Below are 316 nucleotides of genomic sequence, written 5' to 3'. Positions count from 1 at the left end.
ACGGTCGAGGTGGGCGAGTACGCGACCGCGACCTTCGAGCGGCTCGGCTACGACGTGCTGGTCTCCGACACCGAGTGCTGCGGGATGGCGGGCTCGTTCGGCTACAAGACGGACTACTACGAGCTGAGCGTGGACGTGGGCGAGCCCCTCGTCGAGCAGTTCGGCGACACCGACCGGACCGTCGTCGCGCCCGGCACCTCCTGTACCGAACAGCTCGACGCCCTGCTGGAGGCGTCGCTGCTCCACCCGATCGAAGTGATCGCGCCGCGGGAGTGACGGGCGCCGGGAGTTGCGGGGTTCGGACGGCGGCGACCGG

Annotated in this window: 1 protein-coding gene; it reads left to right on the top strand. The window is 70.6% G+C overall.

The annotated features are described in order from the left end of the window. On the top strand, positions 1–276 hold a 276-nt coding region (locus EXE45_RS18595), incomplete at its 5' end, for a heterodisulfide reductase-related iron-sulfur binding cluster (protein ID WP_274595500.1). Positions 277–316: the final 40 nt, after the last annotated feature.

Source organism: Halorubrum sp. SP9 (assembly GCF_005435015.1).
Classification (GTDB): domain Archaea; phylum Halobacteriota; class Halobacteria; order Halobacteriales; family Haloferacaceae; genus Halorubrum; species Halorubrum sodomense.
Note: the sequence above shows the minus strand (reverse complement) of the source record. Positions and strands in the feature narration are given on the sequence as shown.